General features: G+C 45.9%; 21 protein-coding genes and 1 pseudogene. 19 read left to right on the top strand and 3 right to left on the bottom strand.

Annotated elements, in window-relative coordinates; all coding sequences use genetic code 11:
- Positions 1-9 precede the first annotated feature (9 nt).
- The 4 genes and pseudogenes from xylA to AC1DPK_RS28735 form a co-directional block, all read left to right on the top strand.
- The gene (xylA, locus tag AC1DPK_RS28750; RefSeq protein ID WP_477512391.1) at positions 10-1,323 is read left to right on the top strand and encodes a xylose isomerase; all 1,314 of its coding nucleotides are present in this window, start codon (positions 10-12) and stop codon (positions 1,321-1,323) included.
- A 19-nt stretch (positions 1,324-1,342) separates the two neighbouring features.
- Positions 1,343-2,839, top strand: coding sequence for a xylulokinase (gene xylB, locus AC1DPK_RS28745; protein WP_477512390.1), 1,497 nt, complete (start codon positions 1,343-1,345; stop codon positions 2,837-2,839).
- 175 nt (positions 2,840-3,014) lie between these two features.
- A complete protein-coding gene (locus AC1DPK_RS28740; protein WP_477512389.1) occupies positions 3,015-3,215 on the top strand; it encodes a hypothetical protein in 201 nt (66 codons plus the stop codon).
- A pseudogene (locus AC1DPK_RS28735) lies at positions 3,212-3,751 on the top strand (methyl-accepting chemotaxis protein); the annotation flags it as partial. The gene AC1DPK_RS28740 and the pseudogene AC1DPK_RS28735, both read left to right, overlap by 4 nt.
- A 19-nt stretch (positions 3,752-3,770) precedes the next feature.
- On the opposite strand, the gene AC1DPK_RS28730 reads toward AC1DPK_RS28735, so the two are convergent.
- Entirely contained in the window at positions 3,771-4,676 is a 906-nt protein-coding gene (locus AC1DPK_RS28730; protein ID WP_477512388.1) for a helix-turn-helix domain-containing protein, read from the bottom strand.
- Between the two features lie 181 nt (positions 4,677-4,857).
- On the opposite strand from AC1DPK_RS28730, the gene AC1DPK_RS28725 reads away from it, so the two are divergent.
- Entirely contained in the window at positions 4,858-5,268 is a 411-nt protein-coding gene (locus tag AC1DPK_RS28725; protein WP_477512387.1) for a hypothetical protein, read from the top strand.
- A 77-nt stretch (positions 5,269-5,345) separates the two neighbouring features.
- Here the strand turns inward: AC1DPK_RS28725 and AC1DPK_RS28720 are convergent, their stop codons facing one another.
- Positions 5,346-6,602, bottom strand: a complete 1,257-nt coding sequence (locus AC1DPK_RS28720; RefSeq protein WP_477512386.1) for a BaiN/RdsA family NAD(P)/FAD-dependent oxidoreductase — start codon at positions 6,600-6,602, stop codon at positions 5,346-5,348.
- 62 nt (positions 6,603-6,664) lie between these two features.
- Here AC1DPK_RS28720 and AC1DPK_RS28715 point away from each other — a divergent pair, with 62 nt between their 5' ends.
- The 9 genes from AC1DPK_RS28715 (at position 6,665) to AC1DPK_RS28675 (ending at position 13,149) form a co-directional block, all read left to right on the top strand.
- A complete protein-coding gene (locus AC1DPK_RS28715; protein ID WP_477512385.1) occupies positions 6,665-7,501 on the top strand; it encodes a lysophospholipase in 837 nt (278 codons plus the stop codon).
- A 106-nt stretch (positions 7,502-7,607) separates the two neighbouring features.
- Complete coding sequence (locus tag AC1DPK_RS28710) at positions 7,608-9,293, top strand: ATP-binding protein (protein ID WP_477512384.1); 1,686 nt, start codon at positions 7,608-7,610, stop codon at positions 9,291-9,293.
- Between the two features lie 24 nt (positions 9,294-9,317).
- Positions 9,318-9,770 carry a GNAT family N-acetyltransferase gene (locus AC1DPK_RS28705; RefSeq protein ID WP_477512396.1) on the top strand — a complete coding sequence of 151 codons (453 nt, stop codon included), beginning with the start codon at positions 9,318-9,320 and terminating at the stop codon, positions 9,768-9,770.
- 81 nt (positions 9,771-9,851) lie between these two features.
- Positions 9,852-9,992 carry a hypothetical protein gene (locus tag AC1DPK_RS28700; RefSeq protein ID WP_477512383.1) on the top strand — a complete coding sequence of 47 codons (141 nt, stop codon included), beginning with the start codon at positions 9,852-9,854 and terminating at the stop codon, positions 9,990-9,992.
- A gap of 15 nt (positions 9,993-10,007) precedes the next feature.
- Positions 10,008-10,385, top strand: a complete 378-nt coding sequence (locus tag AC1DPK_RS28695; protein ID WP_441876213.1) for a DUF3905 domain-containing protein — start codon at positions 10,008-10,010, stop codon at positions 10,383-10,385.
- Positions 10,386-10,487: 102 nt separating this feature from the next.
- Positions 10,488-10,922, top strand: a complete 435-nt coding sequence (locus tag AC1DPK_RS28690; protein WP_076268955.1) for a BrxA/BrxB family bacilliredoxin — start codon at positions 10,488-10,490, stop codon at positions 10,920-10,922.
- Positions 10,923-10,936: 14 nt separating this feature from the next.
- The gene (nadE, locus tag AC1DPK_RS28685; protein WP_477512382.1) at positions 10,937-11,746 is read left to right on the top strand and encodes an ammonia-dependent NAD(+) synthetase; all 810 of its coding nucleotides are present in this window, start codon (positions 10,937-10,939) and stop codon (positions 11,744-11,746) included.
- A gap of 175 nt (positions 11,747-11,921) precedes the next feature.
- Complete coding sequence (locus AC1DPK_RS28680) at positions 11,922-12,761, top strand: P-loop NTPase family protein (RefSeq protein ID WP_477512381.1); 840 nt, start codon at positions 11,922-11,924, stop codon at positions 12,759-12,761.
- A 7-nt stretch (positions 12,762-12,768) separates the two neighbouring features.
- Positions 12,769-13,149 carry a ribosomal maturation YjgA family protein gene (locus AC1DPK_RS28675; protein ID WP_441876224.1) on the top strand — a complete coding sequence of 127 codons (381 nt, stop codon included), beginning with the start codon at positions 12,769-12,771 and terminating at the stop codon, positions 13,147-13,149.
- A gap of 40 nt (positions 13,150-13,189) precedes the next feature.
- On the opposite strand, the gene AC1DPK_RS28670 is transcribed toward AC1DPK_RS28675, so the two are convergent.
- Entirely contained in the window at positions 13,190-14,098 is a 909-nt protein-coding gene (locus tag AC1DPK_RS28670; protein WP_477512380.1) for an amidoligase family protein, read from the bottom strand.
- A gap of 219 nt (positions 14,099-14,317) precedes the next feature.
- Here AC1DPK_RS28670 and AC1DPK_RS28665 point away from each other — a divergent pair, with 219 nt between their 5' ends.
- The 5 genes from AC1DPK_RS28665 (at position 14,318) to AC1DPK_RS28645 (ending at position 20,040) form a co-directional block, all read left to right on the top strand.
- A complete protein-coding gene (locus tag AC1DPK_RS28665) occupies positions 14,318-15,949 on the top strand; it encodes a hypothetical protein (RefSeq protein WP_477512379.1) in 1,632 nt (543 codons plus the stop codon).
- Positions 15,950-16,113: 164 nt separating this feature from the next.
- Complete coding sequence (locus tag AC1DPK_RS28660; RefSeq protein WP_477512378.1) at positions 16,114-17,175, top strand: DUF4198 domain-containing protein; 1,062 nt, start codon at positions 16,114-16,116, stop codon at positions 17,173-17,175.
- Between the two features lie 9 nt (positions 17,176-17,184).
- Positions 17,185-19,257: a copper resistance CopC/CopD family protein gene (locus AC1DPK_RS28655; RefSeq protein ID WP_477512377.1), complete on the top strand. Its 2,073-nt coding sequence runs from the start codon at positions 17,185-17,187 to the stop codon at positions 19,255-19,257.
- Positions 19,258-19,352: 95 nt separating this feature from the next.
- Entirely contained in the window at positions 19,353-19,751 is a 399-nt protein-coding gene (gene acpS, locus AC1DPK_RS28650) for a holo-ACP synthase (RefSeq protein WP_430059712.1), read from the top strand.
- 61 nt (positions 19,752-19,812) lie between these two features.
- Positions 19,813-20,040, top strand: coding sequence for a hypothetical protein (locus AC1DPK_RS28645; protein ID WP_076268946.1), 228 nt, complete (start codon positions 19,813-19,815; stop codon positions 20,038-20,040).
- The last annotated feature ends 74 nt before the right edge of the window (positions 20,041-20,114 follow it).

Genomic DNA, 20,114 nt, shown 5'->3' with positions numbered 1-20,114 from the left:
TTGATTACGATGACTTATTTTAAAAATATTAACACAATCCAATTTGAAGGTAAGGGCTCAGACAATCCGCTTGCATTCAAACATTACGATCCAAGCCAAGTTATTATGGGCAAAACGATGGAAGAGCATCTTCGCTTCGCAGTTGCTTACTGGCATACATTTAATGCGAATGGTTCGGACCCATTCGGATCAGCTACTATGGTTCGCGGCTGGGATCAATATACAGGCCTTGACCGCTCGAAAGCGCGTGTTGAAGCTAACTTTGAATTCATGACTAAATTGAATATTCCTTTCTTTGCTTTCCACGATGTGGACATTGCACCTGAAGGCGAAACGCTGCAAGAAACGAACAAAAATCTTGATGTCATCGTAGCTTTATTGAAGGACAACATGAAATCCTCCGGTAAAAAGCTGCTTTGGAACACTGTTAATATGTTCACAAATCCGCGTTTTGTTCATGGCGCTGGCACAACTTGCAATGCTGACGTTTATGCTTATGCTGGTGCGCAGCTCAAAAAAGGTCTTGAAGTGGGTAAAGAGCTTGGTGCGGAAAACTATGTTTTCTGGGGCGGCCGCGAAGGTTACGAAACACTTCTTAACACGGACATGGGCTTTGAGCTTGATAACCTAGCACGCTTGTATCATATGGCAATCGCTTACGCGAAGGAAATTGGCTTCGACGCGCAATTCCTGATCGAGCCAAAACCAAAAGAGCCAACTAAACATCAGTACGACTATGACGCAGCAACAACGATTTCATTCCTGCAAAAATACGGCTTGAAGGATCATTTCAAACTTAACCTTGAAGCGAACCATGCTACGCTTGCTGGTCATACGTTCGAGCACGAGATTCGTACGGCTGCAATTAACGGCATGCTTGGATCGCTTGATGCGAACCAAGGCGACCTGCTTCTTGGATGGGATACAGATGAATTCCCAACCGATCTATATTCAACTACACTAACGATGTTTGAAGTATTGAAAGCTGGCGGTATTGGCCGCGGCGGCGTTAACTTCGATGCGAAGGTTCGCCGTGCATCGTTCGAAACGGATGATCTGTTCCTTGCTCACATTGCTGGTATGGACAGCTTCGCTTGGGGCTTGAAAGCAGCTGCCAAATTGACGGAAGAGAAAATTCTCGACAACATCGTTGACAACCGTTACCGCAGCTTTAAAGAAGGCATCGGCGCGGATATCGTGTCTGGCAAAGCAACGCTTGCTTCACTTGAGCAATATGCGCTTCAAAACAATCCAATTAAAAATGAGTCCGGACGTCAAGAACGAATCCGCCTTATGTTGAGCGAAGTTATTTTTAGCGTTTAAGTCGGGAGGACTCTGACAAATGAGCTATGTAATCGGTATAGATTTAGGAACGAGCGCCGTTAAAGTGCTGCTTGTTGACCGTGATGGCACGGTAGCTGGGGAAGTCTCCCGCAGCTACCCGCTGTTTCATGCTTACTCCGGTTGGAGCGAGCAGCGGGCAGATGATTGGGTAGAAGGTACAGTTGAGGCTTTGCGTGAATTGACATCAACAGCAGGCATCGATGCCCAGTCAATTGAAGGGATTAGCTTCTCCGGTCAAATGCACGGACTTGTACTGCTGGACGGTGAAGGAAATCCTGTTCGCAACGCTATCTTATGGAATGATACGCGTACAACGGGGCAATGCCGTGAAATCGAACGCACGCTTGGAGACAAGCTGCTTAGCATTACTCGCAATCCAGCTTTGGAGGGCTTTACGCTTCCGAAAATTTTATGGGTTCGCGAGAACGAGCCGGATGCCTTCGCAAAGGCAAAGCTGTTCCTTCTGCCGAAGGATTATCTTCGCTACCGCTTAACAGGCGAGCTTCATATGGATTATTCCGATGCGGCGGGAACGCTTCTTCTTGATGTGGCTGGCAAAGCATGGAGCGAAGAAGTGCTTGAAGCGTTTGGAATTCCGGCACAATTTTGTCCACCGCTTGTTGAGTCGCATGGACTCGTAGGTACGCTGCTGCCGCAGTATGCTGACAGCACGGGGCTGCCAGGCACGACGAAGGTGTTCGCGGGTGGAGCGGATAATGCATGCGGGGCGATTGGCTCAGGCATTTTATCCGAAGGGTTAACGCTTTGCAGCATTGGTACTTCCGGCGTTATTCTCTCTTACGAGAATGACAAGACGAAGGATTTTGCAGGCAAGGTGCATTTCTTTAATCACGGCAAAGAGGACTCGTTTTATGCAATGGGTGTTACGCTTGCTGCTGGCTACAGCTTAAGCTGGTTTAAGAAAACATTCGCTCCAAATGAATCCTTTGATCAATTGCTCGAAGGTGTAGGTGCAGTGAAGCCGGGAGCTGGCGGACTGGTGTTCACGCCATATCTCGTTGGCGAACGCACCCCACATGCGGATCCGCTCATTCGTGCAAGCTTTATCGGCGTTGACGGCTCACATGAACGCATTCATTTTGCACGTGCGGTGATGGAAGGCATTACTTTCTCCCTTAATGAGTCAGTCGATATGTTTAGACGCGCCGGCAAGACGGTCGATACGATCATTTCGATCGGCGGCGGCGCGCAAAACCCAGTATGGCTGCAAATGCAGGCTGATATTTTTGATGCAAAGGTTGTCGCATTAGAGAATGAGCAAGGACCTGGTTTAGGCGCTGCGATGCTAGCTGCATATGGTGCAGGCTGGTTTGATAGCTTGGAGTCCTGTGCAAATAAATTCGTTAAGCATGCAGATTCGTATTCGCCGCAGCCTGAAGCGGTTGCTGCTTATGCAGGCATTTTCAAAGTGTACCAGCAGGTTTATGAGCAAACAAAAGGCTTGAATGAGGCGCTAGCGCCTTATCGCGGCTAGTCGTACACAATAGAAGGGACTGTTATCCTCGAATTGAGGGTGACGGTCCTTTCTTTTTTTTTGGACCAGTGATTCAGAAAAGTGCCTTTTATTAAAACATTTAAACTAACATTCTATCGTGAAGGAGCAGATAGAGCGGTAAACGTTAGCGGGGATATACATAAGCAGAACAACATTGAAATCATTAGCGGTCTTGCTATCAAGTTCCTATGTATCTGAGCTGTCAGTCGCTGCTGTAGATCGTTCACGGACGGGCGGCGAGTTAATCGAGACGGTGGTTAACAAGATGACGTTGATTGATATGGCAGTACGCCAGTCAACTCAGCAAGTACAGCAGCTCGCAGCGCACATCCGAAATGAACCATATCTGAGCTGATTGGAAATATTTCAAAGCAGACAAATCTGCTGGCGCTGAACGCTGCGATTGAGGCGGCAAGAGCGGGAGAGCATGGGAGAGGCTTCGCGGTTGTAGCGGAAGAAGTGCGCAAGCTCTAAACACAGTCAGCGGAATCTGTGGTGAGAATTAAAGATTTGATCAATGAAATTCAGAATGATACAGAAACTGCCGTGAAGGCTATGAGAATGAGTGAAGCTGAATCAATAGAAGGACTGGCAAGCATAACAGATGCGGGAGATGCATTCATTCAAATCGCACATGCTTCAAGAGATGTGCTTGAAAAAATTCAGGAGGCAGCATCCTCCTCGGAGCAGCTGGCAGCAAGTGCACGGGAGGTCAATTCATCCATTTCCCAAATGACAGGAATTGCCTCTAGAAACTCCGCTATTGCCGGCGAAGTTTCTGCATTCTCGGAAGTGCAGTATGCGTCAGCAGAGGAAATATCATCATCAGCTAAAGGCTTAAGTGTATTTGCAATGGAAATGAACGAAGTGGCTCAAAAATTCAAGCTTTAAATAAAACGTGGAGCAGCTATTATCGTTTATAGCTGCTCCATATCATTTCGGGCCTAACACCCAACTCTCCGGCGATCAATTCTGCCGTTAGACGCTGGGGCTTTTTTATTTTCCCATTGCGAATTTTGGAAATGGTCGTAAGAGAGATAAGCGTTGACTGAGCGAGTGAAGTGACGGATATATTTTTACTGAGCATAAGCATACGAAGCTTGTAGGAGGGGTCCTCATCCTGATTATTCATATGAAGGCTGGTTAATATGACAACAAAGTTTTTTAAGGTCCGATTGCCATTGTAAAACGGCTGAACAACCGCATCAGCATTATAGCAACGATCCCCAAGCTTAAGATGAAAGTCCACGGATTCAGCCGTTCGGTTGTTTTTCGCATATTCTAATACCCGCTTAAGCTTGCTTCGTTCATGGTCTGGAACAAGCTCAAATATGGATTTGTTCAAATAGGAAGAGGAGGGCTGCTGTACAGGAGCATAATAATGCTTAAAGCTCATAATGTTATAGCGCTCATTCACAACAGCAGATACCATTATTTTATGATGCAAAATATATTCGTCAATCCATTTGGCTTCCCGTAAATCCTTGCAAATGATGACATAAACAATGCGGTCTTCGAGCTGGAGCTTGCGGCAGGACAAACGTATATCTGCAGGAGTCGATGACTTCGTGACAAGTTTGCATTCAAGAAGCGGTGATAGGGCTTGCTCATCAGCAAGTTGATGTACGGCTTCATCAAAGGAGAGAGTTGTCTCATCCGTCGATATAATAGTAGCTGGATCGAGGAGCATAAGATCTGATTTCTTAAAACCGGAAAAAGCTGCAAAAGCTTGATTGACGTCTACAATAGACCAACGGGATTCGTCCCACTCGACGATAAGCATAGGATCTGAAAGTAAATAAAATAAATGGTTCATCGATGACATCCTCCTTATCAATAGCCTAGCTGCACACTTATGTAATGATTATGTCACAAAACATAACATAATAAAATAGTTATTTGTAATTATATATCATGACGCCTTGCCGTATTCTTTTTTTACATGATTTTGTATGAATAGGGCATGTTAAACAAAACGTTAGAAAGGATGATCGCTATTGTCTACGAACTCAGCCTTATTGTTTGATTTTAACGATGCTCAAAGTGCGGCTCTTGCTTGCGAGACGCTGAGGGAGCTCGGATATGAGACGGTTCTTCATGAAGGAAGCAGTATGCATGTTCATTTAGAAGGAAGCGATCTAACTTCAGCACTCGAAATTGCACAATCACATGGCGGTCAGCTCGTCGAGCAAGCAAGTATCGATGCCGACGCAGTTACCGGCACTGCATACTCGCTTGATGCGATTGCAATTCCGGCACATCTTGTGAATGAGGACTGGGCTGCAACCGATGGACAAGGCCATGATGCTGAGGAGCTGCACAATCGGGATGAAGCTGCGGATTATTCCGAGGAATTTCTTCCTGATCCCGGGACGTATGATCATTTTTCAGGAGATGTTCGAATTTAGCCGTACTTCACGTACATAATTGCAATAAAAAAAGGCTGTCACAACGTTTAACGACGTTTGACAGCCTTTTTATATCCTTACTGAATGACAGCATTAAGTCCTGCCGTATAGCCTGTGGAGAAAGCCGCAGTAATGTTGTAGCCTCCGGTGTAGCCATGAATATCCAATATTTCTCCGCAAAAAAACAAACCGCTCATGAGCTTGGATTGCATCGTCTTTGGATCGATTTCCTTTAACTGAATGCCTCCGCCGGTTACGAAAGCATCTTCAATGGATAAAGAGCCATACACTCTAATCGGAAAATGTTTGATCAGCAGCGAAAGGGCTATCCAGTCCTGTTTTGGAATATTGTCATAAGTAAGGCTATCCGGCAAACCTGCCTTTTGAAGCAAGATGGGTATCATTTTTTCCGGCAAATAACCTTTAAGGACATTTTTAATCGTTTTTTTCGGTTCAAGCTCGGAAAGTCTTAGCGTTTCCTTATAGACCTCGTCTTTGCTTTTATCAGGCACTAAGTCAATCGCAACCTCAATATTGCCCGTCTTAAATTGCTTAAGAGCTTTCACTACAAATTGACTGCATCTTAGCACAATAGGTCCGGAAATACCGAAATGCGTAAATAGCATATCGCCTTGATGTTCAATAATCTGCTTCCCTTTCGGGTTCCAAACCGACAGCGCAACGTCTCTCAGAGATAGCCCTTGCAGCTCCTTGCTTACAATGAAGGGCTCATTAGACGTAAGCGGAACCTCAGTTGGAAAAAGCTCAGTTATCGTATGTCCGGCTTTTTCTGCCCATGCATAACCGTCGCCGGTTGAGCCGGTCTGGGGCACGGACTTGCCGCCGGAAGCTACAATGACACTGCGGGCACGGAATGTTTCACCAGCTTTTGTACGCACGCCTGTGACCCTTCCATTGTCATACATGATATGATCGACAGGAGCGTTCAGTATGATTTTGACACCTTGTTTGCGTACCTGGTTAACAAGCGTATCTACCACCGTTTTAGCTCTATTTGATACGGGGAACATGCGCCCGTTATCCTCTTCCTTTAAAGCAATGCCAAGGTTCTCAAAAAAGGCGATAATATCCTTATTGTTGAAATTGGAGAAGGTACTGTGAAGAAAACGCCCATTGCCGGGAATATGCTTGATCAGCTCATCCAGTTCTTTATTATTCGTTACATTGCATCGGCCGCCGCCGGATATGCCGAGCTTGCGTCCTAATTTATCGCCTTTGTCTAGGAGAAGCACTTTAGCGCCTTCCTTGCTTGCAGCAATACCCGCCATTAGTCCTGCGGAGCCTCCACCAATTACAATTGCATCATATTGCATCGCTTTCCACCTGCTATATTATTAGTAGTATTATAATACCACAAAAGAAAGGCGGCGTTTGAATGCTGCGAGATGAATGGGTCATAACTGGCGCTAAGGGGTCGCAAATATTTTTGCGGGAATGGAAGTCAGAAACGATAGAGACAAAAGCTGTCGTCTGTCTCGTACACGGGATGGGGGAGCATGGCGATCGTTATGGACATGTAGCTGCTCAGCTTACTGCTGCTGGCTTTGTACTTATAGCGCTGGATCAGCAAGGCCATGGCCGCTCTTCAGGCAAACGGGGGCATCTGCATTCACTTGGCGCAGCTGTAAGCGATGCAGCGCTTATGATTGAAGAGGCTGGCAAACGGCACCCGGGAACGCCGATCTTCTTATACGGCCACAGTATGGGCGGCAATGTGGCGCTTAATTGTGCGCTGCGACTTCAGCCTCCAATTCGTGGACTCATACTGACAAGCCCTTGGCTTCAGCTTGCATTCAAACCGCATCCAGCTGTGGAGTGGTTTGGACGCAAATTGGCAGCGGTTGTCCCGAAGATGCACCAATCTACTGGCTTAAATCCTGCCGATTTATTTCGTCCTGGTTATGACCTTGCTGCGCCAATCGTGGAAGATCCGTTATGTCATACCAAAATTACACTCCAAACCTATATGGAGATTACCGCTGCCGGCGAGTGGGCGATCGCTCATGCATCCAGCCTGCAGGTTCCACTGCTGCTTATGCATGGCACTTCTGATCGCGTAACATCCTTTGAAGCAAGCGCGCTTGTTGCTGAGCGAATCGGAGACCAATGTTATTTTAGACGCTGGGATGGCGGGTATCATGAGTTGCACAATGACTTGGAGGGGAAAGAGGCTGTTCAAGAGCTAATTGATTGGTTAGAAGAACAATTGTAAATAGAGGTATTTTATGTTTTAATCGGATTAATAGATTGATTCAAATACAAAGCTACGTAAAAAACATAATATGGAATAGATTCAGAGTGTAGTAGGGGGATCGGACGTGACGTCTGTGTTAAAGGAATTGCTCTTACAATTCATTGTGTCCTTATTGCCTGTTTTCGCCTTTCAGCTTTGGTATGATAAAGACCAAAGATGGAAGGGAATACCTATTTTCATGAGCCTATTTTGCGGTGGATCGATGGTATTGTGTATGGTGACTGCTCCTGATTTATTAGGTTATGAAGTCGATTTTCGTCTCATTCCTTATGTAATAGGTTCTCTCTATGGAGGCGTGCCAACATTAGCCGTCTTAACCGTCATCTACATTGCAGTAAGAGTATCTATGCTCGAAGGCAGCTTGGAAGTCATTAACTTTATCATTTTTGTCATTGGTTTTGTCCCGCTGATGTTGTATGCGATTCCATCTTTCCAGCGTACCTCTGTTTTAGGCAAAGAACAGAAAAAACGCAGGGGCTTAGTGATCATGTCCATTTTGATCCTATACTACATTATTTCCGTTACTGGAATTATGTTATTTAATGGTATTTGGTGGTCGAATGTGATGATTTACGTGCAGTTGATCTCTGTTTGTGCATCATTAATGGCAACCTGGCTCTCTATCTTTATGATCGAAAATGTTAAAGAGAAGCAGCAGCTCTATGATGAAGTGAAACGAATGTCGGTTAATTATAGCAATGAAGTGGAGAAGCTTCAGCAATTTATAGATGAGACTTCATTTGGGGTAGTCATTGTTGATCGTGAAGGGAAAATCACACATTTTAATGATATAGCCAAAACAGTTCTCAGTCTTCCTTCAAAGGATTCGGAAGTGAAGGACTTGCTAGGCGTAGCCTTCCCGCTTATTTTTCAGGACGGACATGGCGATGTCTGCATAAAGCTGCTTTCTCAGGCGTTAAACGGCTGGAAGAACACACTCGTTCCGTACGTTAGCGGCGATAAAATGCTGCTCTTGTCGACGATTTCGATGCGTACATCGGTTAATGCTGAAAATGCAGGCGCATCACTTATCGTTCAAGATGTAACGGAGCTTCGTCAACTTCAGAGTGAGGTTGGGCGAATGGAACGATTAAGCCTGATAGGTCAAATGGCTGCAAGCATCACTCATGAAATACGCAATCCGATGGCGGTTATTCGCGGCTTTGTCCAATTGATTCAGGAGCGCAGTCCAAAAAATCAAGAGGAATACTTTCAGATTGTGATCGATGAGCTGGATCGTGCGAATATGATTATTAGTGATTTTCTATCGCTTGCTCAAAATAGGGAACTAGCCATGGAGCTGACTTCCCTGCATGATGTTGTTAATGAACTTATACCTCTGCTTAGTGCGGATGCGAATTTGCGAGGCCAATCTATTGAAGTGAGCCTTTGCGAAGATATACCTTTAATTATGATGAACGACAGAGAAATTAAGCAGCTATTTCTTAATATTGCCCGTAACGGAATGGAAGCTATGGGCAATAAGGGCTCATTACATATTAGTACTCGTAATAATGGAAATAAAATTGAGCTGCGGATTGCCGATCAGGGTGTCGGTATACCTCCAGAGCAAATGCAGCATTTGTTCGAGCCTTTTTTCTCGACGAAGACGCAAGGAACAGGGCTTGGCCTGCCGTTATGCCTAAGCATCGCTGAGCGCCATAATGGCCGGATTGACGTTGAGTCGAAGGAAGGTGAAGGTACAGCGTTTATCGTTACTTTCACAGTGCCGGAGGAACGCGCGAGTTGAATGAAGGAGCTTATTAGAGTGGAAATGGAAATGCGTAAGTTGTTAGCAAACGAACAACCCCCAATGGAACTGCTCTTGTTAGCAGATCCTTCGATTAAGCTCGTAGAAGAATACATAAAACGCGGGGAAGTTTTTGTAGGTGTTATAAGCAATGAAATTATTGCAGTATTTGTACTGCTGCCAACAAGGCCCGAGACGATCGAGATCGTAAATGTAGCAGTAGCGGAGTCAAAGCAAGGCCAAGGGCTTGGAAAGCAAATGGTACTTTATGCGATTTCATATGCAAAGCTTCTAGGCTACAAAACGATTGAAATTGGAACGGGCAATTCAGGGGTCAGCCAGCTTGCATTGTATCAGAAATGCGGCTTTCGAATGACGAGTATTGACCGAGACTTCTTTGTTAGACATTATCCGGAAGCGATTTATGAGAACGGAATACAGGTTGTTGATATGGTTCGTTTATCTCAGGATTTATAAGGAAAGCGCCAGCTGAGCATACTACCTCTGAAAGATAACCGGCAATTGCGGTTACATTTTATGACGAGAGGAGCGCTCACAATGACGCAGCATAATGAGGAAAAAGGTCGTTCGGCTGAGCAAGCAAAGCAGGCAAAAAATAATACGGCTGCTGACAGCAAATCACCCGAATCCGCTGGTTTTGACAAAAAGCTTGATGGACCTAATCGTCCTTCAATTTAGTGCGGAGGTGTTCATATGCCAGATCATGAGCACAAGAATGAAGATGAAATGCTTAAAGATGATCCCGCTTTAGATCCTTTTGAAATCGAATTTCTGCCTCAGTTTCGCGAAGGGCGAGGAAGCCGTGCGCCGTTTGTGAACTCACACGGCATCGTTATAGGCGATCATGAATATGAGTCTCCGGATTCACCATTGTCGCAGTGGAGCGAGGAAACAGATCCAGCTGTAATGGCTGGCGATGAATGGGTGCATCCTTTTAAGGATGTAGGTTTTCTAACCGCTGAAAATCGAGATATTTTTGAGGAGGGCCTTCAGCCGCAAGGAGGAATATTTACTCATCCTGACAAAAATGCGGCATTTGGTTTGGACAAGCCGAAAGACGCTCCTGTTTAAGCTGAAAAAGAACAGCCGGAGTGCGAGCGCTCCGGTTGCTTTATTTTGACTACGGAAGGTATAATAGTAGCTAAAATAAAGTAATTAAAGGAGTGTGTTTCGATGTCGATGTCATTCGAACGATACATGTTAGATATGGTGCAGCCTATGAGAGACGATCTTACTCGAATTGGTATTCAGGAGCTTCGCACACCTGAAGAAGTAGAAGAAAAATTGCCAAATGCAAAAGGTACGGCGCTTGTTGTTATCAATTCCGTTTGCGGATGTGCAGCAGGCCAATGCCGTCCAGGCGTGGCTGATGCGCTTCAACACGATATTACTCCTGATCATTTATACACTGTATTTGCAGGACAAGATAAAGAAGCAACAGCAAAAGCTCGTGAGTTTTTCGCTCCATATCCGCCATCTTCCCCTTCAATCGCTTTGTTGAAGGATGGAGAGCTAGTACACTTTATCGAGCGCCACCAGATCGAAAATCGTTCCGCATCGGACATTGCAGCCGATCTGACAGACGCTTTCGATCGGTTTTGCCGCTAATTAGGAAGGTAACTATGAGCTTACAACAATCCATTATTCAAAGACTTGGCGTTAAGCCGCAAATCGATCCGGAGCAGGAAATTCGCAAACGGGTTGATTTCTTGAAGGAATACGTAACGAACTCGGGAACAACGGGTTTGCTTATTGCGATTAGCGGCGGAATTGACAGCGCAGTCGCAGCGGGTCTTTGCAAGCGGGCAACAGATGAGCTTAGCGTTGAAACAGGCCGCGAGTATATGACGCTTGGCGTATTTCAGCCTTATGGCGAGCAATCCGATATTGCGGATAGTTATGCAGTAGCGGAAGCGTTCCAGCTAAAGCACCGCGCGGAGACGAATATTGAAGAAGCTGTGGATGAAATCGCGATTGAAGTGGAGCATAGCTTTAAGTCGTTAGGCATTCCGCGTCATTTGAGCCGCGGCGGCAAAGGCAACGTGAAAGCGAGAACGCGGATGGTTATGCAATACGCGCTTGCATTCGACCTTAATCTGTTAGTCGTTGGTACAGATCATGCATCTGAAGCGATTACAGGCTTTTACACGAAATGGGGCGACGGAGCGGTTGATGTTACTCCGCTTAGTACGCTTAATAAACGGCAGGTTCGTGAGCTGGCCTCCCATATCGGCGTACCGCAAAGCGTGCTCGACAAAGCGCCAACGGCAGGCCTATGGGACGGACAAACCGACGAGGGCGAGCTAGGCATCACTTATGGTGATAACAGCGACTATCTCGAAGGCAAGTCCATTAGCGACGAGGCTCGCGAGAAGCTTGAAAAGCAATATTTGAAAACCGAGCATAAGCGCTCCCCGATTCCGGGTATTTAATGAGCTGCTTTAAGCTTCGAGCAGTAAAAAGACTGTCCCTTGAACCGAGAATTCGGCAGGGGACAGTCTTTTTTTGTTGCAGTGGAGCAGCATTTGATTAGCTAAGCGGACGCCAATGATGGAGGAGAAACGGCTGGAAGATAGAATATAGTAGTTGTGAAAGGAGCTGAATGCCATGAATAATACGAAGTTAATCCTTGTTGAAGGATTGCCCGGATCAGGGAAAACGAGTACGGCACGTTTTGTGAAGCAGCTATTAGATGAACAGAATATTGCCAATCGCTTGTTTTTGGAGGGGGATTTGGAGCACCCAGCCGATTATGATTCCGCGGCTTATTTTACAGAAGAACAATATAAGCAAATGCTGCAAAAATATACGGAGCAACAGCAGTTAATCATTAAGCATTCCGAGGCTAAGGCGGACGGATATATCGTATATTACGGGAAGCTGCTAAAGGAAACAGATTCGATTAATAGTGAATATTTCGGGGATTATGATGTATATAACCTCCCTTTGGAGAGGCATCAGCAGCTCATTATTGAAAAGTGGAGCGATTTTTCGAGACAGGCTATTAACGGGGATGAAGTGTACATAATGGAATGCTGTTTTTTGCAAAATCCGTTAACCGTCATGCTTGTACGAGACAATTGTYCCGAGGTTGAAATATCGACCTATATTCATGAACTGAATCGCTTGATTAAGCAGCTGAATCCGGTATTGCTCTATTTGTATCAGGATGACTTTAAACATGCATTTCCTGCAATAATTGCTGAACGGCCAACAGAATGGCTAAACTTTATTACTTGGTATTACACGGAGCAGGGCTACGGCAAAAGTAAAGAGCTCAAGGGAACTCAAGGTCTTCTCGAGGTGCTTGAGCTGCGAAAGACTTATGAATTAGCGATACTAAACGAGTTGCCGATCGATAAAATGCTGTTTAATAAAAGCAGCTTGGACTGGGACAAGATCCACAGCCAAATCCAAATCGATCTGCAAAATCGTTTAAGCAGGTGATTATCAAATGAAACCGAGAATACGATACGCGATTGCGGTTGTTATAACGATGGTGCTTGGCTACAGCTCAAGGAGCTTTGCAGATTCGCTGCCTGGGTTTGTTGCAGAGCATTTTGGCGATGCGCTTTGGGCATGCATGATTTATTATGGCTTCCGTACCATAGGGGTGCACAAAAACTTGTTTTGGGCTGCTGGCGCTAGCCTCATCTTTTGTTTTGGCATCGAGTTTAGTCAGCTCTACCAGGCGGATTGGATTAATGAGATTCGCAGGACGTTTATTGGAGCTTTAGTGCTCGGGAGCGGTTTTTTGACCGTGGATTTGATCAGGTACAGCGTAGGCGTTATGTTTGCCATAATTGTTGATCGATATTTTATTTTTAAAAAGTAAGAAGACCCTTCCACCGAAACGCGGCGGAAGGGTTTTTGATTTATGATTCAACTTGACGTACAACTGTCCAGCTCTGGGCAGCAGGCTTTAGCACAAATTTAAATAGGTGTTCTCCAGATTTCTCAATAGCAACCATAATACCATCTTGAACAGGTACGATATGATGAATTTCTCCACCCGGTACAAGTTCGGCTGCCAGCGGCGTCAAGATGGGAATGAGAGCTTCCTCCAGCCAGCACCTTTCTTGATACCATTGTGGCGGTGGTAAATCAGAAGGATAACCATCAATAGGTGCTTCAAGCTCAAGAGCCATTTTTAGGGGATCGGTTGAAAGCTTACGGCCGGCACCTATCGCTGCTACGAATCGCAAGCACAGCTCAATGGTACGGAGAATTTCTTCATCATTCACTGAGCCATTTGCATAACGAATTTCCACCGTGCCTATATCAAACCAAGCCGCTGTGTTTATTCCACAACGATGAGATTGCGGACGTCCTACATGGAGAACGGCTTCATCGCTTGGATTTGCAATATAGCTCTCACGCATGTCTGGAGTAACGGGCGGGCAGAACTGCAGTCGGTGCTCGCTCGTATTCAATAGCGCTTGAATCGTTTGTTGATATTCCAGTGCGGCGTCTATAAGCGGGAGGACAGCATCTTCTCCCCATGGTTCGAGACCAATATGAACATGGAGTCCGCAGCTCCAATTGGCTGTTGCTCCTTGTTCCCTCAGCCTGTTTAACATGATCTGAATTTGCTCACGGTCTTCCCACAAGATCGGAGGCGGCTTAAGCTCACTGCCTGATTCCATACCTTGTGCATCAATTTGCCGCTCATCCAAAGAAATAACCCAACCAGGCAGCAGCTCCAAGCTTTCTGGATTTCCGCCTACAAACTCAATTTCCACGCCAAAGCGCAGCTCTTTCCAATCAACGATTTTTGGCCACATTGCCATCATCCTCTCCATTTATATAAGCTTCATCATGTAAAGAGAGGAGTCGAGGCGGACCACGAGATTAACGAGGGATTTTTTTTCTGAACATAAAATGTCCTCCTTATTCGAAAAAATGATTGTAGTTTTGAACTAAAAAAATAATGAAGAGGTATCTCTTATTATTCAAATTATATATGATTAGAAGAAAAAAGGTAAATTGAGGAGATTCGTATAATGAGCTTTACAGCTAAGCAAAAAGAGATTATTCAAAAAATAGCAATTGCAGCCCATAACCAGCCATTATTAAGCAGCGGTTTATGGTTCCACCACGATTTACGCGATAACTTTTATTATGCTTCCTATTTGCTTGCAGCTGCAGTTGATAACTCAGAACAACTGCCGTTTGAGAGAGAGGCTGCTAAACGAACTGCGGAATCTGTGCTTCTAGAGGTGCTTGCGCTGCAAGATCAGGATGTAGAAAGCGATACTTATGGACATTGGCCGCTTAGACTAGAGGATGTTCCGAAGGACTCCAAGCCAAATACGTTGCCCGTAGAGCTGATGGGGAGCTTGATGGCATTTTTTGCGAGACGCTATAGGACGTTTTTTGACAAGCAGCTAATCCAAGCATTTGATACTGCCCTTATCCATATTTATCGAAGCGGCTTCTACCATCATAAAAATGTATTTGGTCATCACGATGCAAAATATACAGCTGCAAAGCTGATTTTTGGACAAATGTTTGCCGATGCTGATTTGCTGGAGGATGGTCGCAGCAATCTTCAGCTTACATTAGCCCATATTCGCAAGTATGGCATGTCCGAATACAACAGCTTGCCTTGGTTCTGGCATTGGGTGCAGGCATTCACTTGTGCTTGGTACGAAATACAGGACGCAGCCATTAAACAAGAGCTCGCCGATATGCTTGATTTTCTCTGGAATGAGCGAGCTGCATTCTATTTGAAAGGCGCCTTTGTCGGTGCTCATTGCCGCGGTCAGAAGCATGACATCCCGCTTGATAGCAACGTTCTGCATGATTATGTGCAATTCGGTGATTTCGAGCTTCCAGAGCAAATGCCGCGGACGGAGTATGCAGGATTTTTATTTTACGAGGCGCCTGAAACAGCTCGTCGTACAGCGCTTAATCGCAGTGAGCCAACTGAGGAGAAAAAGGCGATTACGAAGCTAACGGATGAAGGAGCAAGCATGCTTCACAGCTATGCCTTCATTACATCGGATTTTGCAGCGGGCGGAATGTGGGAGCGATTCTCGGAGTTTGACAATGAGCAGCATCGCTGGGATATTTCTTTGCCATTGGGACTGCAAAACGGCGTGAATCAACTCTACTTCTTCCACCCGGCAGAGGCGAATGCGGTTGAAGATTTGCGGCATCAAACCGAGTTTACGGAAGTTCTTTATTACAAAAATACAATAATGGCTCTATATCCGATTCCTTCTGACAAAGACAATACGATTATCGGGTTATTGCCATGTATGGATTGGCTGCAAGAGCCGGGCATGCTTGTTGGTCAGACAGAGAATGTGTTTTTGGCGGTTTATGTTATGCAGCCTTATGATCTGGAACATCGTTCGGATCGCTCTATCGTGACAAGCAAAGGCTCAGAAAACGGCGTAATTGTCGAAGTAATCAGCCAGAACGATGCGTTGAAGAATGGCATAAGCAGTTATGAAGAATTTGTGGAACAGGCAAAAAACAATAGGCCAGCTTGGTCTGCTGAGGAAAGGCTTAGTGTGAAGTATGTGAGCCATGATAAGAGCGTACTTGAGCTAAATGTTGATGGAGAAGGCAGCAGTGAGAAATTGATCAATGGCCTTTCAGTTGATTTTAGTGAATATAGAACTTAAACGAGTTGCGTATCGTTCCAGACGGAAGGAAAGCTTCACTTTCCATAATTGCATAGTCATGATTCACATATCGTTCACCACTATATAGCTCTAACGAGTCATGTGATGCAGCTCCCCCATTGATACAATTTGGACAGTGAATCCAAATCGATGGGGGTATTTTTATGAAGCTTAAGAAAAAAATCGCGGGTGTCGCACTGGCAGCTATGTTGACACTAGGAGCGGCGGCTCCAGTATTCGCGCATGACGGTTGGTCTCAGACGAGTGCACCAATCGTAGCGCCTGGTCAAGTTTCCTATGTTGAGCTTATGTACGGAAACCACTCCAACGAGCACAAGAGCTATCGGTTGGAAGGGCAGTGGGGCAGCACTTCAAAAGTATATGTGACTACGCCGGCAGGGCAGAAGTCAGATATTACAGGCACTCGTTTCTACACTGGAGAGCCGGCTACGGAAACAACGCCAGCGCTAAATAATTACTTTGTTGCGTCATTTAAATCAAATGTTCCAGGCGCGTATATTATATCAACCGAAGCAGACAGCGTGTACAAAGGTGCAGACGCTGCTACTCGTACGCTGCGCAGTGCCAAATCATTCGTAGCGATTAGCGATATTCCTGTTATTGATCGGGTTAAAGCACTTACAGGTTTCTTTAAGGAAGTAAGCCCGGATCGAGCGGAGCTCATCCCTTTGTTCAATCCTGCTGCAGTTACACCGGGTGAAAAAGTGTCGATTGAGCTGCTTCTAAAGGGCAAACCGCTTACTAATACAGCCGTTGATATTATTCGTCGCAGCAATTCTGAAGCAGTGGAGCTGAAGACCGATGATAAGGGCGTGGTTTCATTTACGACGGGTGCTGCCGATTATTACTTAGTACGTGCGAAGCCAAGCACTACGGAAGCTAAGGAAGGCGAATACAGCGCAACAAATTACGAAGCTACAATGACTTTCACGGTTCAAAATAAATCAGTGAAGCTCCCAGGCAGCGCCGTGTCTGCTAAACCACAAATTTACGTAAACGGAAACGTAGTAGCTGTAAGCAGTTTGACCGTTTCAAACGGTACGACGAAAGTAGATGCAGCGTTCATTAAGCAATACGTAGACGCAGCATATAAAGGCACAGGTGCTGTAACCCTTCGTTCCGCAGCTGAGGCAGCTGGTGCTTCTGTTGAATACTTCCCTGCCGTAGGCGGTAATCAAGCAGCTGTCGCCATTTATACGAAATAAGGATTGCAGATGAAAAAAATAAGATTGATATTTGCAATAGTAATAATATGGGCATGCCTGCCGAGCTTCGTCTCGGCGCATGCCTATATTGCGCAATCGACACCTTATGGGGATGCGGAGCTGGCGGAAGCTCCGCCTGCCATTCGAATAAAATTTACAGAGAAAATCGATACGAAGCTAAGTAATATTTCACTAAAAAGCAGTAGCGGCACTGACATTACTGGCAAGTTAAGCAGTGATGATGATCTTACGCTTGTTTATACCATTCCTAAGCTGGATAAGGGCATTTATGAAGTAAGCTGGCAGGTGTTGTCGCTTGATTCTCATATAACAGACGGTTCCTTTAAATTTGCGGTAGGCGTGAAGCTTGAGGCTGTGAAACCGGATGATACGGTTTCACTGGACGGTGCTTCTGCTGGTAATACAGGGAACAGCTCTGGAAATGAAGCAAAAGTGACTGACAAACCAGTAATTACAAAGAGTCCAGAGCCCACAATTAAACCTAAGCCTACAAAGAAGCCGGATATAACGCCTACGCCATCTGCATCGCCCACTCCGACTGCTATAGAAGTCAGTGAAGGGACGGCAGCTACCCCGTCTCCCACGATTTCAAGCAGTGAAGAGGTGGAGACAGCAGAGCCGGATACAAATACAAATACAAATACAAAAGATGTTGATGCGGATGCTGTGGAAGATGATAATGCTGCTCCGCAGATCGAACAGGATACGGCTAATGATCACAGCAGCCATAGCAATCACAGCGGCGACAGTGGCGCTGGAGAGGCCGAGCACGATCATACGGGTGGCCAAGGCTTCATGGTGCTGATGCGCATACTCGATATTTTGACGGCTGTTATTCTCGCTGGAATATTGTTTTTCCGATATGTCATCTGGAGAGATGATGAATCTAAGGCACCGTTTGGTTTCTCCGTCCGAGCCGAGAGACTAGTGATGGGAGCCGCGGCGCTTATTTGGCTGGTTTCCGGATTGCTTCGCTTGTCGATGCTTGCAGACCAATTCGGCGGTGTATCCATCTATGCATTAGCTAATGGAACAATGATTGGAAAGATAGCGACATTAAGAGTTGGGCTTGCTTTAATCGCACTTCTTCTCGCATTTGCCCCTATTCGGGAGAGACGATGGGCGAATATGATTAAATGGATAGCTGCAGCGGCATTGATAGTGAGCTTCCCGCTCACAGGCCATGCGAATGCTGCTTTAACCGATGTCGTATTTGGAATAGTGACCCATACGGTCCATATGTCTGCTGCCGCAATATGGTTTGGTGGCCTTGCGGGTTTGCTGTCATTAACTTTCCATAGAAATGCTGTGGAGCTCTTGAACCAAGCGGCTGTGCGTTTCGCAAAGTGGGCGCTGCCAAGCATGATCGTTATTTTGATTAGCGGAATATGGCTTTCGGCTGCTAGGCTCTCAGAATGGGGACAATTGCTCACTACAGCGTATGGCAAGCTAATCCTCGCCAAAACCATTCTCATGCTGCTTGTCGTCGTCATTGCAGCACTTCATAAGCTCGTATTCATGCCGCAAATCGCGAAAGCGAGCGCCGCAAGAGGGTTGCTGGTTGGCATCCGAATTGAGATGCTGCTTGCTGTTGCTCTATTCGTGCTGGCAGGCTGGTTGTCGACAACTTCTCCGCCGGAAGCACGCGTGGAGTCAAAGCTGGCTGAACCGATCTATTGGCATGTGATGGGTGAGCAGGCGCATATGAGTTTGCGTATTTCGGAGAATGATCAGACTGGGGATCAGGCTGTACGCCTTGATTTGTGGCTTCCTGAAGATCAGGGAACGCCTTTATCCGCGGAAGTAGCTGTTAAGACAGACTCGAATCAAGCGGAAGCGGAAAAGGAAACCGAGCAAGGAAACAAAATTATGATTCCGCTGGAATTGCAGCCGATGGGGAAAGAGATGTTTGAATTTCCAGGCTTTACGAAATATACGTATCGTTCATCAGGTGAGTTTATCGATGATCAGAAAAAAGGGTTAATTACAGTTGATGTAAAAGACGAGAAAGGAAACAACTTCCATTATGAGCGAGTGATAGGCGACTCGCTAACGGAATAGTTGTTACTGCAAAATAAGAGGGAAAGACATGTCCATGCTTGACTTCGCTTCATGCTTCTGCTAATCTCACCATCAGGGAAAAGGCGGGTGTTAGCATGATCATCGGCATCGGACATGATTTATCAGATATTACAAGAATCGCGAAAATAGTGGATGGCCGCACAGGCAGAAGGTTTTTGGAGCGGGTGCTGTCTGCGGGCGAGCGAGAGCTGGCTTCGGAGTATACAGGCGAGCGGCTTTATCAGTTCACGGCTGGACGTTTCGCTGCGAAGGAAGCGGTTGTGAAAGCTTTTGGCTGTGGAATAGGGAATATATTAGGATTCACAGACATCGAAATTTTGCGGGGAAGCTGCGGCAAACCCGAGTGCAGCTTAACGGTGGCAGCTTGGAATCGCCTAGGCTTTAGCAGAGAGGCTGTTCGAATTCATGTTACGATTACACATGAACGAAAGCTGGCTTCAGCTTTTGCTGTTGCGGAACGGATATCGGAGTAACCTTTTGCCTATACTTGGAATGTAATATACCAAGTTAGCTAGTCGAGAGGGGATGTCGACAATGAAGGAGCAGCGGCTGCAAAAAACGAAGCGTCGGTTTAAAACCGGACAATGGGTTGAATTCGACGGGTTGTATTCAGACGATTGGGGCGGAGATCTAGTGCTTGTACAGGGTGATTTATTTCCGATGCATCCCCAAATGGGTGAAACGCATTGGACCTACGCCGGCCAAGCGGCACTTCATTTCATGAGCTCTCCAAAAATAAACGGCCATCATATCGGCTATTAAGCGAACATGAACAAGAAAAAAAGGATGCTTGAGCAGCATAATCTGCTCAGGCATCCTTTTTTTTCGCTAAGCCT

Source organism: Paenibacillus sp. 01T424 (assembly GCF_056398745.1).
This window is presented reverse-complemented; position numbering and strand designations above follow the sequence as displayed.